Genomic DNA, 17,660 nt, shown 5'->3' on the forward strand with positions numbered 1-17,660 from the left:
GGGCGGGCGCCCCCCCCAGCCCCGCCCCCCCCGCGCGCCCGCCCCCCCCCCCCCCCCCCCCCCCCCCCCCCCCCCCCCCCCCCCCCCCCCCCCCCCCCCCCCCCCCCCCCCCCGGGGCTCCCGTACTCGGGCACCGTCGTCCGCCGGGTCAGCGCCGGTGCATCGTGCGCCGGCGCAGGACGAGGATCGCGACGACAGCTCCCAGCGAGGCGACGAGGAGCAGCGCCGCGAGCCACACCGGCACGGTGCTGCCCGGGTCCACCAATCTGGAGACCGCGACGACGGCCGCGCCCGCAGGCCCGATCACCAGCAACCGGGACGGCGGCTCCCGCCTCCGCACCGGATCAGCCACCACGGTCCCGCCCCGCGTCGGACATGCCCCGGCGGCTAGTCCTCGTCGTCCTCGAACAGGGCGACCAGCTCGTCGGCGGTGCAGGCCACGTGCAGCGGGACGATCGACACCGTCCACCCCGGGCGCCGCTCGTCGATGTCGAGCGCGAGGTCCCACGCCGCCCGGGCGCTGAGCGGGCCGAAACAGGCGTCGTCCCCGTCGTCGGCGATCGCCACCTCGACCAGCCAGGTGTCGGAGAGGTCGGCCGCCAGCTCGGCGAAGTCCGGGTCGGTGCCGTCCTCGGGCTCAGGGGAGTCGGCCGCGACGGGGTAGATGAGCGCCATACCGCAGCCTCTCAGAGCTGGATGCCGCGCGTGAGGGCGCCGTCGACCACCAGGTTCGTCCCGGTCGTGAAGCTGGAGACGGGGCTGGAGAGGAAGACGACGGCCCTGGCCATCTCCTCCGCCGTCCCCATCCGGCCGGTCGGGTTCAGCGCGAGCGCCGTGGCGAACAGCTCGGGGTTGCCGCGCTCGATGTTCTGCCAGAAGCCGTCCGGGAAGTAGGTGTTGCCAGGTGAGACCACGTTGGCCCGCACCCCGCGGCCGGCCAACTGCATCGCCAGGCCCGAGACGTAGCCGATGATCGCCGTCTTCATCGTCCCGTAGGGCCCCGAGACGGCGTCGGACTCCCGTCCCGAGACGCTCGAGACGGCCACGATCGAGCCGTGTCCGCTGCGTTCCAGGTGCGGGATCGCCGCCTTCGCGAGGCGGACCGTGTGCATGAGGTCCACCTCGAAGCTCGTGTACCAGTTCTCCTCGGTGTCCGGGGTGGCGAGCGCACTCACGTTGGCGACGACGGCGTCCAGGCCGCCCAGGCGTCCGGCGGCCGCCTCCACCCACGAGGTGAGGGCCGCACCGTCGCGTACGTCCAGCTGGACGCCGGAGGCCCGCCCGCGCCGATCGGCGAGAGCCTTCTCCGTCGCCTCGATCTCGGCGGCGTCGCGGGCGCAGAACTCCACGACGGCGCCCTCGTCGACGAAGGTCTCGACGATGGCGCGGCCGATGCCGCGCGTGCCGCCGGTGACGAGCACGCGGGCTCCGGTGAGCTGCAGGTCCACGGGGTTCCTCCCAGGGGTCAGAGCAGGGTCGCCGCGCGGCGGCGGAGGTCGTCGTGCAACCCGCCGTAGGCCGAGGCCCGCGGCAGGAGGGACTTGCGGGCCTTCACCACGGCGCTGTAGTTCGCGTCGACGACGTTGGCGATCGGCACCTCGGAGATCTGCGAGAGCAGCTGGTAGGCGTCCATGGGGTGCAGCCCGTAGAGCTCGCCGAACCAGCGCACCAGCTCCACCTGGCCGATCCGCCAGGCGTCCTCCAGCGGCCGGCTCGAGCCGACGGTCATCCAGTGCGTGTCGTCCTCGAGCCGCGGCCAGAGCGGGGCGCCGCCCTTGACCAGCTCGACGATCAGCGTCGTGGTCATCGCGCCCTCGACGGCGGTCCCGCAGGCCTCGCCCTCCCCCTGTCGGTAGTGCCCGTCGCCGACCGAGAACAGCGCCCCCTCCACGTTGACGCCGAGGAAGCAGGTGGTGCCCGGGCGCATCTGCGGGGTGTCCATGTTGCCGCCGAAGCGCTCGGGCACCAGCGAGCTGCGCACCTCACCGCCGGGCGGCGCGACCCCGACGGTGCCGAGCATCGGCTCCACCGGGAGGGCGACCTGCAGGTCGGTGTGCTGCGCCGCGAAGGTCACCGTGTTCGCGGCCCGGTCCAGCTCGTAGATCCAGGTGGTGTCCGGCAGGGGCTCCTGCAGCGTCGCCGTCCGGTCGGTGCTGGTGAGCCCGCCGAAGAACGGGATCGCCGCCGACGCGCCCCAGTCGCGGGCCGGCTCCATCGCCACGAAGTGCAGGGCGAGGGTGTCGCCGGGCTCGGCGCCCTCGACGAAGAACGGCCCGGTCTGCGGGTTCACGAAGCGCAGGTCGACCTTCTCGCTGGAGAGGTCGGTGGTCTTCTGCAGCGCGCCGCAGAAGGCGTCGTCGGACCACACGCGCAGCGCCGTCCCGGGGGTGACCCGGCGCAGCGGGGCGACGCCGCCGAAGGTGAACGCGTACTGCTCGAACGTGGGCACGACCTCGACGACGTCCATGCCGCAGCCTAGGAAGGCGCAGCTCAGTCCGGCAACGCCCCGAGGCGTACGCGGTCCGGCGTCAGCTCCGCCACCGACGGGACGCCGAGCAGCTGCAGGGTGCGCGCGATCTCGCGGGCCAGGATGTCGGCGGCCCGCTGCACCCCGCGCTCACCGCCGGCCATGAGCCCGTAGAGGTAGGCCCGGCCGACCAGGCAGGCCCGGGCGCCGAGGGCCACCGCCGCCACGACGTCCGCCCCGTCGAGGATGCCGCCGTCGAGGTAGACCTCCGCGCGGTCGCCGACCGCAGCGACGACCGCGGGCAGCTCGACCAGCGGGGTGGGCGCGCGGTCGAGCTGGCGGCCGCCGTGGTTGGAGACGACGACCGCGTCGGCACCGGCGTCCACGACCGCGCGGGCGTCGTCCGCCGTCTGCACGCCCTTGACGACCAGCGCGCCGGACCACCGGGCCCGCAGGTCGTGGACGTCGGCCAGGGTCGCGGCCGGCTCGAAGACGCGGTCGGCGAGCTCGGCGACCGTCCCGCCCCACGACCGCAGCGAGGCGAACTGCAGCGGCTCGGTGGTCAGCAGGTCGACCCACCAGTGCGGGTGGACGGCGGCGTTGGCCATCGTCCGCAGGGTGAGGGCGGGCGGGATGGTGAAGCCGTTGCGGACGTCGCGCAGCCGCGGGCCGGCGACGGGGGTGTCGACGGTCAGGACCAGCGCCTCGTAGCCCGCGGCGGCCGCCCGCGCCACCAGCGCCTCGCTGGCCTCGCGGTCACGCCACAGGTAGAGCTGGAACCACTTGCGCGCCTCGGGCGCCGCCGCGGCCAGCGCCTCGATCGTCGTCGTCCCCATCGTCGAGAGCGCGTGCGGGATGCCGACCCGCTGCGCCACCCGGCCCACGGCCGACTCGCCCTCGGTGTGCATGAGCCGGGTGAAGCCCGTCGGGGCGAACGCCAGCGGCAGCGCCGAGGGGCGGCCGAGGACCGTCGTCGACGGGTCGACGACCGAGACGTCGCGCAGCACGCTGGGGCGGAACTCCAGCCGCTGGAACGCCTCCCGCGACCGGCGCAGGCTCGTCTCGGCGCCCGCTCCGCCGTCGGTGTAGTCGAACACCGCGCGCGGCGCCCGCCGCCGGGCGATCTCCCGCAGGTCGCCGACCGTGGCGGCCGCGGCCAGCCGGCGGTCGGTCGCGTCCCCCGGCAACCGCCGGGGCCGGATCACCTCGCGCAGTTCCGACCAGCGGGGCACCCGGCGATCGACCACGTGGTCCTCCTCGGTCTCGGCGTCCGGCCCACCCTGCCAGGACGGCGGTGCCGGTGGGACGAGTGGGACGACGCTCCGCCGCGTCGCCGCGCGCCGGGCGCGAACGGCGGTTAACGTCCCCGGCACAGTGACGCGCGTCACCGTCGATGCCGCACCAGAGGAACAGGACAGGCCCCGATGCTCTACACCGCCTACGAGATCAACCGCCGGGCGGGCGCGCCCGTCGTGGCCGCGTCCGGGCTGACCGCCCGCGCGCTGTCAGCGCTCCCGCCCCGGCTCGGCGGTGCGGCGGGGGTGCGGCACCTGCGGGCGGCGTGCGACATCGTCGCGAAGTCCCGGCCCACCCACGACCGGCCCGACTACGGGATCGACGCGGTGGTCTCCGGCGGGCGGCGCACGGCGGTCTCCGAGCACCCCGTGGGTTGCACCGCGTTCGCCACCCTGCTGCACTTCCGCAAGGCGGGGATGACCGGGCAGCCGCCGGTGCTCGTCGTCGGGCCGATGTCGGGGCACTTCACCACACTCATCCGCCCGACCATCCGCACGCTGCTCGCCGACCACGACGTCTACGTCCTCGACTGGCACAACGCCCGCGACATCCCGGTCTCCGAGGGCCCGTTCGGGCTGGACGAGTACATCGAGCACGTGATGGACGCGCTGCGGCAGCTCGGGCCGGGGGCGCACGTCGTCGCCGTCTGCCAGCCCGCGGTCCCGGTGCTCGCCGCCGTCGCGCTGCTGGCCGAGGACGACGACGCCGCCCAGCCGGCCACCCTCACCCTCATGGCGGGCCCGGTCGACACCCGCGTGAACCCGAACCGGATCAACGAGGCGGCCGGCAAGCAGCCCCTGTCGGCCTACGAGCGCCGGCTGATCAGCACCGTGCCGCGGCGGTACGCCGGCGCGGGACGGCGGGTCTACCCGGGTGTCGTCCAGCTGACGGCGTTCATGTCGATGAACCCGCGGCGGCACCTCGACGCGCACCTGCGGCTCTACCGCGACCTCGTCACCGGCAACGCGGAGCGGGCGGCGACGACCCGCGCCTTCTACGACGAGTACGGCGCGGTGATGGACGTCCCCGCCGAGTTCTACCTGCAGACGGTCGGGCGCATCTTCCAGCAGCACCACATGGCCACCGGCCGGTTCACCTGGCGCGGGCGGCCGGTCGACCCCTCCGCGATCCGGCGGACGGCGCTGCTGACCGTCGAGGGCGCCCGCGACGACATCTGCTCACCCGGCCAGACCGAGGCCGCGCACGACCTGTGCACCGGCATCCCCGACACGCACAAGCGGCACCACCTGCAGCCCGGGGTCGGCCACTACGGCGTCTTCAGCGGGTCGCGCTGGGAGGCCGAGGTGTACCCGGTGCTGCGCGACTTCGTCGCCGAGCACACCGTGCAGCACGCCGCCGCCGGCTGACCCGGCGGCCCCGCGGTACAGGAGCCGCGGCGGAGGAACCACCACCCACGTCCCGCGGCTCCGGACGTGGGTGGTGGTTCCTCCGCCGGGGTCAGGCGAGGCGGGTGGCGCGCACCGTGAGGGGTTCCCGACCCTCGCCGTCGTCGTCCTCGACCGGCTCGGCGTCCACGACGTCGCCGGGCAGCTCGTCGGCGCCGGGGCCCGGGTCGGTGGACAGCCAGCGGTCCCACCAGCGCAGCAGGTGCTCCAGGCGCGCCAGCCGGTGCCGCGGCCGGCCCGACCGGCTCAGCTCGTGCCCCTCCCCCGGGAAGAGCAGCAGCTCCGACGGGACGCCGCGCCGCTTGAGCTCGACGTAGAGCCGCTGCGCCTGCTCCACCGGGCAGCGCCAGTCCTGCTCGGCGTGCACGACGAGGGTCGGCGTGGTGATGTCCCCGGCCCGGGCGAGCGCGCTCTGCTCGGCCAGCCGGGCCGGGTCACGGCCCAGGTGCGCGTCGACGACGTACCACCCGATGTCGGACGAGCCGACGAAGCTCACCGGGTCCAGGAACGCCCGCTCGACCACCGCCGCGGCGAACCGTGCCGACCGGGCGATGAGCACCGCGGTGAGGTAGCCGCCGTACGAGCCGCCCATGACACCGACCCGGTGCGCGTCCAGCGCCCGATCGGCCAGGGCGGCGTCGAGGAGGGCCAGCACGTCGTCGGCGTCGACGGTCCCCCAGGCGCCGTGCAGCACCCGGCCGTGCGCCTGCCCGTAGCCGGAGGAGCCCCGCGGGTTGCCCTGGACGACGGCGTAGCCGGCCGACACGAGCACCTGCGTCTCGTCGAGCAGCGTCCAGCCGGACTGCCGGTACGGCCCGCCGTGCACCAGCACCACCACCGGGTGCGGCCCCGGGCCGGCCGGCGCGGTGACCCAGCCGTGCACGGGGTGGCCGTCGGGCGCGGCCGCGGTCAGCTCGCGCATCCGGTGCACCCGCCCGGTGGCCCCCAGGGCGCGGCCGAACCCGGTCAGCAGCCGCCGCCGTCCCGGCGTGATCGCGATCAGCTCCCCGGCGGAGCGGTCGTGCGCCACCGTGGCGACGACGACCCCGCCGCCGACCGCGACCCCGCAGACCGTGAACGGCCCGTCGACCAGCGCCTCGGCCGGCCGGCCGTCCAGCGGCACCCGCAGCAGCTCCACCGCGCCGCGGCGCTGCACCCCGAGGTACGCCGCTCCCCCGGCCAGCACGGTCGCCGGCGTCTCGTCCCCACGCTCGGTGTGCTCCGGGTCGAGCACGGGCTCCAGCGCGCCACCGGCCGCCGGCACGCGGCACAGCGTGGCGCTGCGGGCGAACTCGTCGAGGCCGTCAGGGCCGAGGTCGGGACGCGCGGTGAGCCAGATCGTGGTGCCGGCCGCGTCGTAGGCGGGGAGGGAACAGTCGCCCCGGCCGTCGGTGACGCGGCGCAGCGTCCCGCCGGCGGCCGGGACGGCGTACACGTCGCGGACCAGGTCGCGGTCGGCTCGCGGGTGCCGGGCGGACACGAACGCCAGCTCCGCGCCGTCCGGACTCCAGGTGACGTCGGTGTCGTCGTGGGGACCGTCGGTGACCTGCCTCGGCTGCGGCAGCGGCGTCCCGTCGTCCTCCCCGCCGGGCGGCAGGTCGAGGACGAACACGTGGCTGTGCTGGTCGGCGAGGAAGCCGACGCCGTCCAGCCGGTAGCGCAGCGTCGTGATCAGCCGGGGCGGCTCGGCGTCGGGGTCGGCGCTGAGCCGGCCCGGCTGCGGTACCCGGGCGACGTAGGCCAGCCGGCGGGAGTCCGGCGCCCACACCGGCGCGCCCGCTCCGAGCGGGTGGTCGGTGAGCCGCCGCGGCGCCCCGCCGGCGGTCGGCAGGAGGTGGACCTGGGGCCGGCCGCCCGGCTCGGCGCCCAGGTAGGCCAGCCAGCGACCGTCCGGGGAGAACGCCGGAGCGGTGTCCCGGGAGCCGCTGGTCAGGGCCCGGGCCGGCGCCGAGCCGTCGGTCGGCACCGCCCACAGCTGGCTGCGGTACGCGTCCGCGGCGAGGTCCAGCCGGGTGACGGCCACGACCACCATGCGGCCGTCCGGGGAGACCGTGGGGACGCCGGGCGTGCGGAGGAGCTCCAGGTCGGTCGGGTGCATGATGCGGCCGCGCTGACCCGGCGGACGGCGTCCGCCGGGTCAGCCGCGGTGCCGGTCCCGGTCGGCCTCGAGCCCCTCGCCCGTGGTGGCCCTCCGCTCGGCGTCGGCCAGGGCCTCCGGGCCGCTGGACCGCACCGACCCGGCGGCCTCGACGGGCGAGGGCTCGGGCGTCTGGCCACGGGTCTTGAGCAGGCTGGCGACGGTGGCGATCACCAGGACACCGAGGATGATCGACAGCGACAGCCAGATCGGGATCGTCGGGACGGCGTCGATGTGCTCGCCGCCGTTGATGAACGGCAGCGTGTTCTCGTGCAGCGCCTCCATCACGAGCTTCACGCCGATGAAGGCCAGGATCACCGCCAGGCCGAGGGAGAGGTAGACCAGCCGCTTGAGCAGGCCACCGAGCAGGAAGTAGAGCTGGCGCAGCCCCATGAGCGCGAAGACGTTCGCGGTGAAGACGATGAACGGCTCACGCGTCAGGCCGAAGATGGCCGGGATGCTGTCGAGCGCGAAGATCAGGTCCGTCGTCCCCAGCGCCAGGAAGACGATGACCATCGGCGTCCAGAACTTCTTGCCGTTCTGCGTGACGCGGATCTTGCTGCCGTGGAAGTCCTGGGTGATCGGCAGCACCCGGCGCATCCGCCGGATGAACGCGTTCTCCTCGTAGTCCTCGTCCTCGCCGCGGTGCCGCACCAGGTTGATCGCGGTGTACACGAGGAATGCGCCGAAGATGTAGAAGACCCAGGTGAACCGCTCGATCACCGCGGCGCCGAGCAGGATGAACACCCCGCGCAGGATCAGCGCGATGATGATGCCCACCATCAGCGCTTCCTGCTGCAGGTGCCGGGGCACCTGGAAGCGGGCCATGATGATCACGAAGACGAACAGGTTGTCCACCGACAGGCTGTACTCGGTCAGCCAGCCCGCGTAGAACTCCGTCGCGAACTGCCCGTTCGTGAAGGCCAGCAGCAGCACGCCGAAGATCAGCGCCAGGGCGACGTAGAAGCTCACCCACAGGCTGGCCTCCTTCATGGAGGGCTCGTGCGGGCGGCGGGCGACGATGGCCAGATCGGCGAGCAGCAGGACCGTGAGCCCCACGAACGTCGCGACCTCGAACCAGACGGGGAGATCCACGGGCTACGACTCTACGGGGCGCTCCCGCGGGCTGCTGCCCGCCGCCCGGCGCGTGATGCGCCGGGCGGCGGTGCGCTCAGCCCTGCGCGCGACCGGCGCCGCGGCCTGCGGCCTCGCCGACCGGCGTCGGCCCACCGGCGTGCCGGGCGTCCCGCGCCGCGAGCGCGTCGCGGTCGACCCCGCCGTCCACCTGCGGGTCTGCGCCGTGCAGAGAGCCGGCGGAGGCGGTGGGCTCCGGAGCACCGGCGCCGGCAGTCGCACGGTCCTGCGCCCGCGTCCGGTCCCGCCGGTTCTTCGCCAGGCTGGCCACGGTCGTGACCAGCAGTGTGAGCAGGATGACCGTCAGCGACAGCCACGTCGGGATCTCCGGCACCGCGGTCACGTGCTCACCGCCGTTGACGAACGGCAGCTCGTTCTCGTGCAGGGCGTGGATCACCAGCTTGACGCCGATGAAGCCGAGGATGACCGCCAGGCCGTAGGACAGGTAGACCAGCCGGTCGAGCAGGCCGTCGAGGAGGAAGAACAGCTGGCGCAGGCCGAGCAGCGCGAAGGCGTTGGCGGTGAAGACCAGGTACGTCTCCTGGGTGAGGCCGAAGATCGCCGGGATCGAGTCGACCGCGAACAGGATGTCGGCGCTGCCGATGGCGACCAGCGCGATCGCGAGCGGGGTGATGTACCGCTTGCCGGCGATCGTGACCGTCATCCGGTCGGAGTGGTACTCCTCGGTGGTCGGCAGCAGGCGCCGGGTGAGCCGGAGGACGCCGTTCTCCTTGAACTCCTCGTCGTGGGTGTGGCCGCCCCGGGCCTGCAGGTACGCGGTGTAGATCAGGAACGCGCCGAACACGTAGAAGATCCAGCTGATGTTCTGGATCGCCGCGGCGCCGACGAAGATCAGCGCCGTCCGCAGGACGAGGGCGAACGCGATGCCGAACAGCAGGACCTTCTGCTGCAGCTCCCGGGGAACCGCGAAGCTGCCCATGATCAGGACGAAGACGAAGAGGTTGTCGACCGAGAGGCTCTTCTCGGTGACGAAGCCGGCGAAGTACTCGCCGCCGTACTGCGGGCCCGCGAACCACAGGACCAGCAGGCCGAAGACGATGGCGATGCCGACGTAGACCGCCGACCAGGTGGCCGACTCACGCAGCGTCGGCGCGTGCGGGGTGCGGACGTGGCCGACGAAGTCGAACACGAGCATCCCGACGATCGCGGCGACGGTGATGGCCCACACCCAGAATGGGACGTCCATGCGGTGGTTCCTCCGGTTGACAGACAGGTGTCAGTACCGGAGGTCTCTCCCACCGCCCGAGCCCGGGCGGCCGGCAGCGCCGGAGGTCACGGGACCTCGTGTTGACGGCGCTGCCGCGCAGGGATACTCCCCTCCACGTTCGGACCCGGCGGCGGGCAGGCGTCATCGACAGCAGACACCGTGGATCCACCGCGCCCAACGGACGGCGGCCCGGCAGGGTTCCCGGCCCCCGGGACCGCCGTGGGCAGCGCCCGGCCGGGCCCCCTGCGGGGTCTCGCCGCGAGCGACGGGGGCGGGGTCCTCCCTCAGGCCGGCGCGGCCGGGCGCCTGCTCTTCGGCAGCGCCGCCACGATCGCGTCGTAGGAGGCGTCGACCAGCTCCCGGACCTCGTCGTCGGGCACCGGGCCGGTCCAGTCCACCGCGTTCCAGCCGTAGCGGCCCACGTAGGCGCTGGCGGTGATCGCGCCGGGGTACCGGTCGCGCCACTCCGCGGCCTCGGCGGCATCGCGGCCGCACTTCACGCCGACCGTCCCGCCGTCGAGACCGATGAAGGCGAACGCCTTGCCGCCGACCTTCGCCACCAGCTCCGCCTCACCCCAGGGGTAGGTCTCCTCGGCCCCCGGCTTGCCCAGGCAGTGGGCCACCAGCTCCTCGCGCTCCACGCCGGCCCCTAGGCGTGGGCCGCGTCGAACTGCCGGAGCTCCTTCTTCAGCTCGGCCAGCTCGTCGCGCAGCCGCGCCGCGACCTCGAACTGCAGCTCCCGCGCGGCGGCGAGCATCTGCTCGTTCATCTGCGTGATGAGGTCGGCGAGCTCGTTGCGCGGCAGGCCCTGGACGTCGATCGAGCCGGCCTTGCCCTTGCCGCCGGCCTTCTTCGACGAGAGGCCCGGCACCGGCGCCTTGCCGCGCGACTGCTGACGACCCGAGCCACCGATGAGCTCGGCGGACTCGGAGTCCTCCGCCTCGCGGTAGATGCCGTCGAGGATGTCGACGATCTTCTTCCGCAGCGGCTGCGGGTCGATGCCGCGCTCGGTGTTGTAGGCGATCTGCTTCTCGCGCCGCCGGTTGGTCTCCTCGATCGCCTGCGCCATCGAGGGGGTGATCTTGTCGGCGTACATGTGCACCTGACCGGAGACGTTGCGCGCCGCGCGGCCGATCGTCTGGATCAGCGAGGTGCCCGACCGGAGGAAGCCCTCCTTGTCGGCGTCGAGGATCGCCACCAGCGACACCTCGGGCAGGTCGAGGCCCTCGCGCAGCAGGTTGATGCCGACCAGGACGTCGTACTCGCCCTGGCGCAGCTCCCGCAGCAGCTCGACCCGGCGCAGGGTGTCGACCTCCGAGTGCAGGTAGCGCACCTTGATGCCGAGCTCGAGCAGGTAGTCGGTGAGGTCCTCGGCCATCTTCTTCGTCAGCGTGGTGACCAGGACGCGCTCGTCCTTCTCCGTCCGGAGGCGGATCTCGTGCACCAGGTCGTCGATCTGGCCCTTCGTCGGCTTGACCACGACCTCCGGGTCGACCAGCCCGGTCGGACGGATGACCTGCTCGACGACGTCCCCCTGCACCCGGCCCAGCTCGTAGGGGCCGGGCGTGGCCGACAGGTAGACCGTCTGCCCGATCCGGTCGGTGAACTCCTCCCACCGCAGCGGGCGGTTGTCCATCGCCGAGGGGAGCCGGAAGCCGTGCTCGACCAGCGTGCGCTTGCGGCTCATGTCGCCCTCGTACATGCCGCCGATCTGCGGCACGGTCACGTGCGACTCGTCGATGACCAGCAGGAAGTCGTCGGGGAAGTAGTCGATGAGGCAGGCGCCGGCACTGCCGGCCGCGCGGCCGTCGATGTGCCGGGAGTAGTTCTCGATGCCGGAGCAGAAGCCGACCTGCCGCATCATCTCGATGTCGTAGGTGGTGCGCATGCGCAGCCGCTGGGCCTCCAGCAGTTTGCCCTGCCGCTCCAGCTCGGCCAGCCGCTGCTCCAGCTCCGCCTCGATGGAGGCGATGGCCCGCTCCATGCGGTCGGGGCCGGCGACGTAGTGGGTGGCCGGGAAGACGAACAGCTCGTCGACCTCGCGCACCACCTCGCCGGTCAGCGGGTGCAGGTAGTACAGCCGCTCCACTTCGTCGCCGAACATCTCGATGCGGCAGGCGAGCTCCTCGTACACCGGGAACACCTCGATGGTGTCGCCCCGGACCCGGAAGGTGCCGCGGGTGAACGAGAGGTCGTTGCGGGTGTACTGCTCGGTGACGAGCGTGCGCAGCAGCTCGTCGCGGTCGCGCTCCTCCCCCACCTTGATCTTCAGCGCCCGGTCGACGTACTCCTCGGGGGTGCCCAGGCCGTAGATGCAGGAGACGGTCGAGACCACGACGACGTCGCGCCGGGTGAGCAGGCTGTTGGTCGCCGAGTGCCGCAGCCGCTCGACCTCCTCGTTGATCGAGGAGTCCTTCTCGATGTAGGTGTCGGTCTGCGGGACGTAGGCCTCGGGCTGGTAGTAGTCGTAGTACGAGACGAAGTACTCGACCGCCGCGTCCGGCAGCAGCTCGCGGAACTCGTTGGCCAGCTGCGCGGCCAGGGTCTTGTTCGGCGCCATCACCAGCGTGGGGCGCTGCACCTGCTCGATGAGCCACGCCGTCGTGGCCGACTTGCCGGTACCGGTGGCGCCGAGGAGGACGGTGTCCTTCTCCCCCGAGTTGACCCGCTCGGCGAGCGCCTTGATGGCGGCGGGCTGGTCACCGGATGGCTCGAACTCGCTGACGACGCGGAAACGCCCTCGGGTGGGCCGGAGATCGGTGGTCGAGCGCACGGGGACGACGGTACGACGGGGGTGTGACAGGACGCTGTTCGTGCGACGCCGGTGCACGCACGGGGCGCACGGGGACGACCGACTGGCCCCCGGTGCTTGCCCCGGGGTACGGGGCCCCCTAGCGTCCCCGCTCGCAGGAGCGGTCATCGCCGAGGACCAGCGCCACCCGGGCAGCGCCCGGGCGAGGTCGGACCCCGGCGCCGCTGCCCGGCCGGACCTGCAGACGACGCCCCCCGCGGAGAACCGCGGGGGGCGTCGTCGTCCGGAGGTGAGCGAGATCTCCCCCGGGATGCCGGCGCGAGGTGTGCGCGGCGTCCGGAGGGGGCAACGGGGGCACGGGGCGCCCGGTGTGCCCCGACCTCCTCACCGGCGCCCTGCGGCGGGGAGGCCACCTGCCCCCGGCGTCCCGGGGGCGCCAGCGCAGGAGGACCCCGCACGATGACCCAGGTCTGGCCCGGCAGCGCCTATCCGCTCGGTGCCACGTACGACGGCACCGGCACCAACTTCGCGATCTTCAGCGAGGTGGCCGAGAAGGTCGAGCTGTGCCTCTTCGACGAGGACGGCAACGAGGAGCGCATCCGGCTCCCGGAGATGGACGGCTACGTCTGGCACGCCTTCCTCCCCGGCATCCACCCCGGCCAGAAGTACGGGTTCCGCGTGCACGGCCCCCACGACCCGGCCCAGGGCCTGCGCTGCAACCCGAACAAGCTGCTGCTCGACCCGTACGCCAAGGCGATCGACGGCCAGATCGACTGGGACCCGTCGGTCTTCGGCTACGACTTCGAGACCAAGGAGCGCAACGACGAGGACTCCGCGGCGCACATGCCGAAGTCCGTCGTCGTCAACCCGTACTTCGACTGGGGCGTGGACCGCCCGCCGAGGACGCCCTACAACAAGACGGTCATCTACGAGGCCCACGTCAAGGGCCTGACCATGACCAACCCGCGGATCCCGGAGGAGCTGCGCGGCACCTACGCCGGCATCGCCCACCCGGCGACGATCGAGCACCTCACCGACCTCGGCATCACCGCGATCGAACTGCTGCCGGTGCACCAGTTCGTGCAGGACGACACCCTCCAGCAGAAGGGCCTGCGCAACTACTGGGGCTACAACACGATCGGCTTCTTCGCGCCGCACAACGAGTACGCCAGCGACACCACGGCCGGCCAGCACGTCCAGGAGTTCAAGGGCATGGTGCGGGCGCTGCACGAGGCCGGCATCGAGGTCATCCTCGACGTCGTCTACAACCACACCGCCGAGGGCAACCACCTGGGCCCGACGCTGTCGTTCCGGGGCATCGACAACCGCACGTACTACAAGCTCGTCGAGGGCGACGAGCAGTACTACATGGACTACACGGGCACCGGGAACACCCTCAACGTCCGGACGCCGCAGTCGCTGCAGCTGATCATGGACTCGCTGCGCTACTGGGTCACCGAGATGCACGTCGACGGGTTCCGGTTCGACCTGGCCTCGGCGCTGGCCCGCGAGCTGCACGAGGTCGACCGGCTGGCCACCTTCTTCGACCTGGTGCACCAGGACCCGGTGGTCAGCCGGGTGAAGCTGATCGCCGAGCCGTGGGACGTCGGCGAGGGCGGGTACCAGGTCGGCAACTTCCCGGCCCTGTGGACCGAGTGGAACGGGAAGTACCGCGACACCGTGCGCGACTTCTGGCGCGGCGAGGACGCCACCGTCGGGGAGTTCGCCAGCCGGATCACCGGCTCGGCGGACCTCTACCAGCACTCCGGACGGCGCCCGGTGGCGAGCATCAACTTCGTCACCGCCCACGACGGGTTCACGCTCAACGACCTGGTCTCCTACAACGAGAAGCACAACGAGGCCAACGGCGAGGGCAACAACGACGGCGAGAGCCACAACCGCAGCTGGAACTGCGGCGTCGAGGGCGAGACCGACGACCCGGGGATCCTGCAGCTGCGGGCGCAGCAGCGGCGCAACTTCATCGCCACGCTGATGCTCAGCCAGGGCGTGCCGATGCTCCTGCACGGCGACGAGCTGGGCCGCAGCCAGGGCGGCAACAACAACGGCTACTGCCAGGACTCCGAGCTCACCTGGATCGACTGGGACGCCGTCGACGAGGGGCTGCTGGAGTTCACCAAGGCGGTCACCAAGCTGCGCTGCGACCACCCGACGTTCCGCCGGCGGCGGTTCTTCCACGGCCGCCCGGTGCGCCGCGGGCAGGGCGAGCCGGTGCCCGACATCGACTGGCTGACCCCCGACGGCGAGCAGATGGCCGACGAGGACTGGGACGTGGGCTACGCCAAGTCGCTCGCGGTCTACCTCAACGGCCTCGGCATCCGTGAGATGGACGAGCGCGGCGAGTACGTGAAGGACGACCACTTCTACCTCGCGTTCAACGCCTCCCACGAGCCGATCGACTTCACGCTGCCCAGCGAGGACTACGCCCAGGGCTGGACGACGGTGCTCGACACCGCCGAGATGGGCGAGGTGGAGCCGGTGGAGCTCAAGCCGGGCGAGACGGTGACGGTCCGGGGGCGCTCGATCGTCGTCCTCACGAGTCCGGCGCTGTGAGCGCTCCGGACGAGCGGCGGCGCGGGGTCCCCTCGGCGACCTACCGGCTGCAGGTGACCTCGGACTTCACCCTCGCCGACGCCGCGGCGGTGGCCGGCTACCTGGCCGACCTCGGCGTGAGCCACGCGTACTCCTCGCCGCTGCTGCGCGCGGCGTCGGGCAGCACGCACGGCTACGACACGGTCGACCACGAGCACGTCGACGAGTCCCGCGGCGGCCGGGAGGGCTTCGACCGGCTGGTCGCCGCCCTGCACGAGCACGGGCTCGGCCTGGTGCTGGACCTGGTGCCCAACCACATGGGCGTCGCCGACCCCGCCGAGGCGCCGTGGTGGTGGGACGTGCTGCAGAACGGGCGGGACAGCGCCCACGCCGCGGCCTTCGACATCGACTGGGACTTCGGCGGCGGCAAGGTGCGCCTGCCGGTCCTGGGGTCGGCCGAGGACGTCGAGAAGCTCGAGGTGGTCGACGGCGAGCTGCGCTACTACGACCACCGCTTCCCCATCGCGCCCGGTACCGGGGAGGGCACGCCGCAGGAGGTGCACGCCCGCCAGCACTACGAGCTGGTCGACTGGCGGCGCGCGGACGCCGACCTGAACTACCGGCGGTTCTTCGCGATCAACACCCTCGCCGGCCTGCGCGCGGAGGACCCGGAGGTCTTCGCCGCGACCCACCGGCTGGTGCTGGAGCTGGTGCAGAGCGGAGCGGTCGACGGGCTGCGGATCGACCACCCCGACGGCCTGGCCGACCCCAAGGGCTACCTCGACCGGCTGGCCGAGGCCTCGGGTGACCGGTGGACCGTCGTGGAGAAGATCCTCGAGCCCGGGGAGGACCTGCCGGAGAGCTGGGCGACCGCCGGGACGACGGGCTACGACGCGCTGGCCGAGGTGGACGACGTCCTGGTCGACCCGGCCGGTGAGGCGGCGCTGACCGCGCTGGACACCGAGCTGTCGGGCCGGGCGGTCGACTACGCCGAGCTGGTGCACGGCTGCAAGCGGGAGGTGACCGACGGCATCCTCGGCTCGGAGGTGGCCCGCCTGGTGCGGGTCATCGGCGAGCTGCCCGGCGTCGACCGCGCGCAGCAGACCGAGGCGCTGGCCGAGCTGCTGGCGACCTTCCCGGTCTACCGCAGCTACCTGCCCGACGGCGGCGAGCACCTGACCGCGACCGTGGCCGCGGTGCGCGAGCGGCGTCCGGACCTGCGCGACGCGGTGGACGCCCTGCACCCGGTGCTGGCCCAGGCCGGCACCGAGGCGGCGACCCGCTTCGAGCAGACCAGCGGCCCGGTGATGGCCAAGGGCGTCGAGGACACCGCCTACTACCGGTGGGCGCGGTTCGTGGCGCTCAACGAGGTGGGCGGTGACCCGGCCCGCTTCGGCAGCACGGTCGAGGAGTTCCACGAGGCGCAGGTCCGCCGCGCCGAGCGCAAGCCGCAGTCGATGACCACGCTGTCGACGCACGACACCAAGCGCAGCGAGGACGTCCGTGCCCGGCTGGCCGTGCTGGCCGAGCAGCCGGCCGAGTGGGCCCAGCTCGTGCGCGGGCTGCTGACCCGGCACCCGCTGCCCGACCGGCCGCTGGCCCACCTGGTGTGGCAGAACCTGGTCGGCGCGTGGCCGCTGTCGCGGGAGCGGGCGCACGCCTACGCGGAGAAGGCGGCCCGCGAGGCGGGGACGTCGACGACGTGGACCGACCCGGACGAGGAGTTCGAGGGCCGGCTGCACGCGCTCGTGGACGCCGCGTTCGACGACGAGCGGACCGCCGCGGAGATCGAGGCCTTCGTCGGCCGCATCGCGCCGGCCGGCCGGTCCAACTCGCTGTCGCAGAAGCTGATCCAGCTGACGATGCCCGGCGTCCCCGACGTCTACCAGGGCACCGAGCTCTGGGACCTCTCCCTCGTCGACCCGGACAACCGCCGTCCGGTCGACTACGACCTGCGCCGGCGCCTGCTGGCGTCGCTGGACGCCGGGGAGGTGCCGGCCGTCGACGAGACCGGCGCCGCCAAGCTGCTGGTGGTCACCCGCACGCTCCGGGCCCGGCGGGAGCACCCGGAGTGGTTCGCCGGGTACCGGCTGGTCGAGGCGACCGGGGCGGCCGCCGGGCACGTGGTCGCCTTCGACCGGGGGGCCGACGGGCAGGACGGCGCGGTGACCGTCGCGACCCGCCTGCCGGTCGGGCTGGCCGCGGCCGGCGGCTGGCGGGACACCGCCCTGCAGCTGCCCAACGGCTCCTGGCGGGACCTGCTCACCGGGGGCCGGTTCGTCTCCGACGCCGCGGGGATGCCCGTCGGCGCGGTGCTCGAGCGCCTGCCCGTGGCACTCCTGGTCCGCGAGTGAGACCGAGGTCACATCGCCGCGGGAGGCGCGCTCCCACGGCGATGTGACCAGCCCTTCCGCGCCACCTCCGGAACGAGGTCCGGCGCGGGACGGGTGTTGCTCGCGGGACGAGGGGTGCCTCGTCGTGACCTGACCGTTACGTTGTTGCGGCACCCGCTCGACCGAGACCGGGCGCCGGAGCCGATCCGCCGAACCCCGTCCGTCGGCATCCGTTTCCTCCTGCACCGCCAGGACGGGGGTGGGGGACCCATTCCGGCGTCCTCCGTCGTCCGGCCTCCGGGCCGGGCGCCGGGACGCCTCGGGGTGAAGCCGTGCGCGCACGGCCGGGGCACCGAT

The 17,660-nt window shown here is 73.2% G+C and carries 13 protein-coding genes; 3 read left to right on the forward strand and 10 right to left on the reverse strand.

Features of this window, described 5'->3' with window-relative positions; all coding sequences use genetic code 11:
* Window positions 1-148: 148 nt before the first annotated feature.
* From ACI78Q_RS19120 to ACI78Q_RS19140, 5 genes are all read right to left on the reverse strand, one after another.
* Window positions 149-307, reverse strand: a complete 159-nt coding sequence (locus tag ACI78Q_RS19120; protein WP_456925022.1) for a hypothetical protein — start codon at window positions 305-307, stop codon at window positions 149-151.
* A gap of 80 nt (window positions 308-387) precedes the next feature.
* On the reverse strand, window positions 388-675 hold the full coding sequence (locus ACI78Q_RS19125) for a hypothetical protein (protein ID WP_456925023.1): 288 nt from the start codon (window positions 673-675) through the stop codon (window positions 388-390).
* Window positions 676-686: 11 nt separating this feature from the next.
* Window positions 687-1,448, reverse strand: coding sequence for an SDR family NAD(P)-dependent oxidoreductase (locus tag ACI78Q_RS19130; protein WP_456925024.1), 762 nt, complete (start codon window positions 1,446-1,448; stop codon window positions 687-689).
* 17 nt (window positions 1,449-1,465) lie between these two features.
* Window positions 1,466-2,467 (reverse strand): acetamidase/formamidase family protein, encoded by a 1,002-nt coding sequence (locus ACI78Q_RS19135; RefSeq protein WP_456925025.1) that lies wholly within the window; start codon window positions 2,465-2,467, stop codon window positions 1,466-1,468.
* 23 nt (window positions 2,468-2,490) lie between these two features.
* The gene (locus ACI78Q_RS19140; protein WP_456925026.1) at window positions 2,491-3,714 is read right to left on the reverse strand and encodes an alpha-hydroxy acid oxidase; all 1,224 of its coding nucleotides are present in this window, start codon (window positions 3,712-3,714) and stop codon (window positions 2,491-2,493) included.
* A gap of 177 nt (window positions 3,715-3,891) precedes the next feature.
* Here ACI78Q_RS19140 and ACI78Q_RS19145 point away from each other — a divergent pair, with 177 nt between their 5' ends.
* Window positions 3,892-5,130, forward strand: a complete 1,239-nt coding sequence (locus tag ACI78Q_RS19145; protein ID WP_456925027.1) for a polyhydroxyalkanoate depolymerase — start codon at window positions 3,892-3,894, stop codon at window positions 5,128-5,130.
* Between the two features lie 91 nt (window positions 5,131-5,221).
* On the opposite strand, the gene ACI78Q_RS19150 is transcribed toward ACI78Q_RS19145, so the two are convergent.
* The 5 genes from ACI78Q_RS19150 to uvrB all read right to left on the reverse strand — a co-directional run bounded on the left by ACI78Q_RS19150 (window position 5,222) and on the right by uvrB (window position 12,441).
* A complete protein-coding gene (locus tag ACI78Q_RS19150; protein WP_456925028.1) occupies window positions 5,222-7,267 on the reverse strand; it encodes a S9 family peptidase in 2,046 nt (681 codons plus the stop codon).
* 39 nt (window positions 7,268-7,306) lie between these two features.
* Window positions 7,307-8,401 carry a TerC family protein gene (locus ACI78Q_RS19155; RefSeq protein WP_456925029.1) on the reverse strand — a complete coding sequence of 365 codons (1,095 nt, stop codon included), beginning with the start codon at window positions 8,399-8,401 and terminating at the stop codon, window positions 7,307-7,309.
* A gap of 76 nt (window positions 8,402-8,477) precedes the next feature.
* Window positions 8,478-9,647, reverse strand: coding sequence for a TerC family protein (locus ACI78Q_RS19160; RefSeq protein WP_456925030.1), 1,170 nt, complete (start codon window positions 9,645-9,647; stop codon window positions 8,478-8,480).
* Window positions 9,648-9,952: 305 nt separating this feature from the next.
* A complete protein-coding gene (locus tag ACI78Q_RS19165) occupies window positions 9,953-10,309 on the reverse strand; it encodes an MmcQ/YjbR family DNA-binding protein (protein ID WP_456925031.1) in 357 nt (118 codons plus the stop codon).
* 8 nt (window positions 10,310-10,317) lie between these two features.
* The gene (gene uvrB, locus ACI78Q_RS19170) at window positions 10,318-12,441 is read right to left on the reverse strand and encodes an excinuclease ABC subunit UvrB (protein WP_456925032.1); all 2,124 of its coding nucleotides are present in this window, start codon (window positions 12,439-12,441) and stop codon (window positions 10,318-10,320) included.
* 438 nt (window positions 12,442-12,879) lie between these two features.
* Between uvrB and glgX the strand changes: the two genes are divergently transcribed.
* On the forward strand, window positions 12,880-14,991 hold the full coding sequence (gene glgX, locus ACI78Q_RS19175) for a glycogen debranching protein GlgX (RefSeq protein WP_456925033.1): 2,112 nt from the start codon (window positions 12,880-12,882) through the stop codon (window positions 14,989-14,991).
* On the forward strand, window positions 14,988-17,324 hold the full coding sequence (treY, locus tag ACI78Q_RS19180; protein WP_456925034.1) for a malto-oligosyltrehalose synthase: 2,337 nt from the start codon (window positions 14,988-14,990) through the stop codon (window positions 17,322-17,324). Before glgX ends, treY begins: the two co-directional genes overlap by 4 nt.
* Window positions 17,325-17,660 lie beyond the last annotated feature (336 nt).

The organism is Geodermatophilus sp. SYSU D00705, assembly GCF_054050135.1.